This window comes from Kocuria rhizophila, from assembly GCF_003667225.1.
Classification (GTDB): domain Bacteria; phylum Actinomycetota; class Actinomycetes; order Actinomycetales; family Micrococcaceae; genus Kocuria; species Kocuria rhizophila.
Genome location: NZ_RCOM01000116.1, coordinates 1 through 5,175 on the forward strand (window position 1 = coordinate 1; position 5,175 = coordinate 5,175).

Genomic DNA, 5,175 nt, shown 5'->3' on the forward strand with positions numbered 1-5,175 from the left:
AGGTGTTTTCCCGTTTCCTGGGGGTGTTGGGTGTCAGCTGGGATCCCACCGTACCGCGTGTCGTGTGGTGGGTGGTTTCTGTTGAATTTTTTGACGGAGAGTTTGATCCTGGCTCAGGACGAACGCTGGCGGCGTGCTTAACACATGCAAGTCGAACGCTGAAGCTTGGTGCTTGCACTGGGTGGATGAGTGGCGAACGGGTGAGTAATACGTGAGTAACCTGCCCTTGACTCCGGGATAAGCCTGGGAAACTGGGTCTAATACTGGATACGACATGTCACCGCATGGTGGTGTGTGGAAAGGGTTTTACTGGTTTTGGATGGGCTCACGGCCTATCAGCTTGTTGGTGGGGTAATGGCTCACCAAGGCGACGACGGGTAGCCGGCCTGAGAGGGTGACCGGCCACACTGGGACTGAGACACGGCCCAGACTCCTACGGGAGGCAGCAGTGGGGAATATTGCACAATGGGCGAAAGCCTGATGCAGCGACGCCGCGTGAGGGATGACGGCCTTCGGGTTGTAAACCTCTTTCAGCACGGAAGAAGCGAAAGTGACGGTACGTGCAGAAGAAGCGCCGGCTAACTACGTGCCAGCAGCCGCGGTAATACGTAGGGCGCAAGCGTTGTCCGGAATTATTGGGCGTAAAGAGCTCGTAGGCGGTTTGTCGCGTCTGCTGTGAAAGCCCGGGGCTTAACCCCGGGTGTGCAGTGGGTACGGGCAGACTTGAGTGCAGTAGGGGAGACTGGAATTCCTGGTGTAGCGGTGAAATGCGCAGATATCAGGAGGAACACCGATGGCGAAGGCAGGTCTCTGGGCTGTTACTGACGCTGAGGAGCGAAAGCATGGGGAGCGAACAGGATTAGATACCCTGGTAGTCCATGCCGTAAACGTTGGGCACTAGGTGTGGGGAACATTCCACGTTTTCCGCGCCGTAGCTAACGCATTAAGTGCCCCGCCTGGGGAGTACGGCCGCAAGGCTAAAACTCAAAGGAATTGACGGGGGCCCGCACAAGCGGCGGAGCATGCGGATTAATTCGATGCAACGCGAAGAACCTTACCAAGGCTTGACATACACCGGACCGGGCCAGAGATGGTCTTTCCCCCTTGTGGGGCTGGTGTACAGGTGGTGCATGGTTGTCGTCAGCTCGTGTCGTGAGATGTTGGGTTAAGTCCCGCAACGAGCGCAACCCTCGTTCTATGTTGCCAGCACGTGATGGTGGGGACTCATAGGAGACTGCCGGGGTCAACTCGGAGGAAGGTGGGGATGACGTCAAATCATCATGCCCCTTATGTCTTGGGCTTCACGCATGCTACAATGGCCAGTACAATGGGTTGCGATGCCGCGAGGTGGAGCTAATCCCAAAAAGCTGGTCTCAGTTCGGATCGTGGTCTGCAACTCGACCACGTGAAGTCGGAGTCGCTAGTAATCGCAGATCAGCAACGCTGCGGTGAATACGTTCCCGGGCCTTGTACACACCGCCCGTCAAGTCACGAAAGTTGGTAACACCCGAAGCCGGTGGCCTAACCCTTGTGGGGGGAGCCGTCGAAGGTGGGACTGGCGATTGGGACTAAGTCGTAACAAGGTAGCCGTACCGGAAGGTGCGGCTGGATCACCTCCTTTCTAAGGAGCACTGTGGCTGGCCGTGTGGCCGGCGCCCACGATCCTCACCGTTGTGGTGGGGGTGTGGTTGATGCTCATGGGTGGAATATCAGCAAGCGGACATGCTGCTCCCTGACACGGGAACACGACCGGGCACGAGTCCTGGTGGTGGTGTTGGGGTGGTGGTGTGGTGGCACATTGTTGGGTTGTCGATCAACACGCTGGTGTTGGTTGGTTTCCCGCAGCACCACGAAGCTGGGACGGTTGTTCTGGTGGGGTGGTGCTGGTGGGTTGTTGTTTGTCAACTACATAGTGGACGCGAGCATCTTTGACGCCGCGCACCCTGTTGGGGTGTGTGGTGTGTTCTTTGATGATTTATTTGTGTTGTGTGGCGTATAAGTTGTTACGAGCACACGGTGGATGCCTTGGCATCAGGAGCTGATGAAGGACGTGGAAATCTGCGATAAGCCTCGGGGAGCTGATAAACGAGCTGTGATCCGAGGGTCTCCGAATGGGGTAACCCGGCTGCGTGTTATGCGTAGTCACTCGTATCTGAATTCATAGGGTGCGAGGAGGAACGTGGGGAAGTGAAACATCTCAGTACCCATAGGAAGAGAAAACAACAGTGATTCCGTGAGTAGTGGCGAGCGAAAGCGGATGGTGGCTAAACCGGTTGTGTGTGATACCTGGCGAGGGTTGCATGATCGGGGTTGTGGGATGCGTTGTTCCTGGGGTCGCCACCCTGGGCGCTGTGGCGTGGTGGTAGTCGAACTGGTGGTGAGTGCCAGACCGTAGGGGGTGTGAGTCCCGTAGACGAAACTGTCATTGTCGTGGTGTGACGTTCTCCCGAGTAGCACGGGGCCCGTGAAATCTCGTGTGAATCTGCCAGGACCACCTGGTAAGCCTGAATACTTCCTGATGACCGATAGCGGATCAGTACCGTGAGGGAATGGTGAAAAGTACCCCGGGAGGGGAGTGAAATAGTACCTGAAACCGTGTGCTTACAAGCCGTTGGAGCCTTTAGGGGTGACAGCGTGCCTTTTGAAGAATGAGCCTGCGAGTTAGTGTTACGTCGCGAGATTAACCCGTGTGGGGTAGTCGTAGCGAAAGCGAGTCTGAATAGGGCGTTGTGAGTGGCGTGATCTAGACCCGAAGCGGGGTGATCTACCCATGGCCAGGTTGAAGCGCGTGTAAGAGCGCGTGGAGGACCGAACCCACTTCAGTTGAAAATGGAGGGGATGAGCTGTGGGTAGGGGTGAAAGGCCAATCAAACTCCGTGATAGCTGGTTCTCCCCGAAATGCATTTAGGTGCAGCGTTGCGTGTTGCTTGCTGGAGGTAGAGCTACTGGATGGCTGATGGGCCCTACAAGGTTACTGACGTCAACCAAACTCCGAATGCCAGTCAAGTTGAGCGTGGCAGTGAGACTGTGGGGGATAAGCTTCATAGTCGAAAGGGAAACAGCCCAGACCATCAACTAAGGCCCCTAAGCGTGTGCTAAGTGGGAAAGGATGTGGAGTTGCTTAGACAACCAGGAGGTTGGCTTAGAAGCAGCCACCCTTGAAAGAGTGCGTAATAGCTCACTGGTCAAGTGATTCCGCGCCGATAATGTAGCGGGGCTCAAGTACACCGCCGAAGTTGTGGCATGACACCGTATAGCTGAGCCGTTTGTGGTTGAGGTGGTGTTGTGGGTAGGGGAGCGTCGTTGGGGTAGTGAAGCTGCGGGGTGACCCAGTGGTGGAACCTCAACGAGTGAGAATGCAGGCATGAGTAGCGATAGACGGGTGAGAAACCCGTCCGCCGGATGATCAAGGGTTCCAGGGTCAAGCTAATCTGCCCTGGGTGAGTCGGGACCTAAGGCGAGGCCGACAGGCGTAGTCGATGGACAACGGGTTGATATTCCCGTACCGACGAAGAACCGACCCTACTGAACCGGGGATACTAACCACCCGAACCACCATGACCGTGTGCCCTTGTGGTACGCGGGGTGTGTGGGGAGCGTGGGACCTGATCCGGGGAGGTAAACGTGTTAACAGGTGTGACGCAGGAAGGTAGCCGAGCCAGGCGATGGTTGTCCTGGTCTAAGCATGTAGGGTGACCCGTTGGTAAATCCGCGGGTTGTGTGCCTGAGATGTGATGGGACTCTCTTAGGTGAGGGAATTCGGTGATCCTATGCTGCCAAGAAAAGCATCGACGTGAGGTTCTAGTCGCCCGTACCCCAAACCGACACAGGTGATCAGGTAGAGAATACTAAGGCGTTCGAGAGAATCATGGTTAAGGAACTCGGCAAAATGCCCCCGTAACTTCGGGAGAAGGGGGGCCCTGTCTGGTGAGCACACGTGCTGTGTGAGCTGGGTGGGGTCGCAGAGGCTAGGGGGAAGCGACTGTTTATCAAAAACACAGGTCCGTGCGAAGTCGTAAGACGATGTATACGGACTGACTCCTGCCCGGTGCTGGAAGGTTAAGAGGACCTGTTAGACCCTTGGGTCGAAGCGGAGAATTTAAGCCCCAGTAAACGGCGGTGGTAACTATAACCATCCTAAGGTAGCGAAATTCCTTGTCGGGTAAGTTCCGACCTGCACGAATGGAGTAACGACTTCCCTACTGTCTCAACCATGAACTCGGCGAAATTGCAGTACGAGTAAAGATGCTCGTTTCGCGCAGCAGGACGGAAAGACCCCGAGACCTTTACTATAGTTTGGTATTGGTGTTCGGTGTGGCTTGTGTAGGATAGGTGGGAGACTGTGAAGCTATCACGCTAGTGGTGGTGGAGTCGTTGTTGAAATACCACTCTGGTCACTCTGGACATCTAACTTCGGCCCGTGATCCGGGTCAGGGACAGTGCCTGATGGGTAGTTTAACTGGGGCGGTTGCCTCCTAAAGAGTAACGGAGGCGCCCAAAGGTTCCCTCAGCCTGGTCGGCAATCAGGTATTGAGTGTAAGTGCACAAGGGAGCTTGACTGTGAGAGTGACAGCTCGAGCAGGGACGAAAGTCGGGACTAGTGATCCGGCGGTACATTGTGGAATGGCCGTCGCTCAACGGATAAAAGGTACCTCGGGGATAACAGGCTGATCTTGCCCAAGAGTCCATATCGACGGCATGGTTTGGCACCTCGATGTCGGCTCGTCGCATCCTGGGGCTGGAGTTGGTCCCAAGGGTTGGGCTGTTCGCCCATTAAAGCGGTACGCGAGCTGGGTTCAGAACGTCGTGAGACAGTTCGGTCCCTATCCGCTGCGTGCGTTGGAAATTTGTGGAGGCCTGTCCTTAGTACGAGAGGACCGGGACGGACGAACCTCTGGTATGTCAGTTGTTCCGCCAGGAGCATCGCTGATTAGCTACGTTCGGGATTGATAACCGCTGAAAGCATCTAAGCGGGAAGCTTGCTCCGAGATGAGATTTCCTAGCCCCTTTGAGGGGTGTGAGGTGCCCAGTAGACGACTGGGTTGATAGGCCAGGTGTGGAAGCGTTGCAAGGCGTGGAGCTGACTGGTACTAATACACCGAAGACTTATACACACACAAACAGTCATCAAGTGTGGTGTTCGCGTTCACTATGTGGTTGACCACCAACAACCCC

Annotated in this window: 2 rRNA genes; both read left to right on the forward strand. The window is 55.7% G+C overall.

The window, feature by feature from the left end:
* Positions 1-90 precede the first annotated feature (90 nt).
* Positions 91-1,621, forward strand: a 16S ribosomal RNA gene (locus D9R02_RS11115).
* Between the two features lie 372 nt (positions 1,622-1,993).
* Positions 1,994-5,114, forward strand: a 23S ribosomal RNA gene (locus tag D9R02_RS11120).
* The 16S and 23S rRNA genes sit together here, the layout of an rRNA operon.
* Positions 5,115-5,175: the final 61 nt, after the last annotated feature.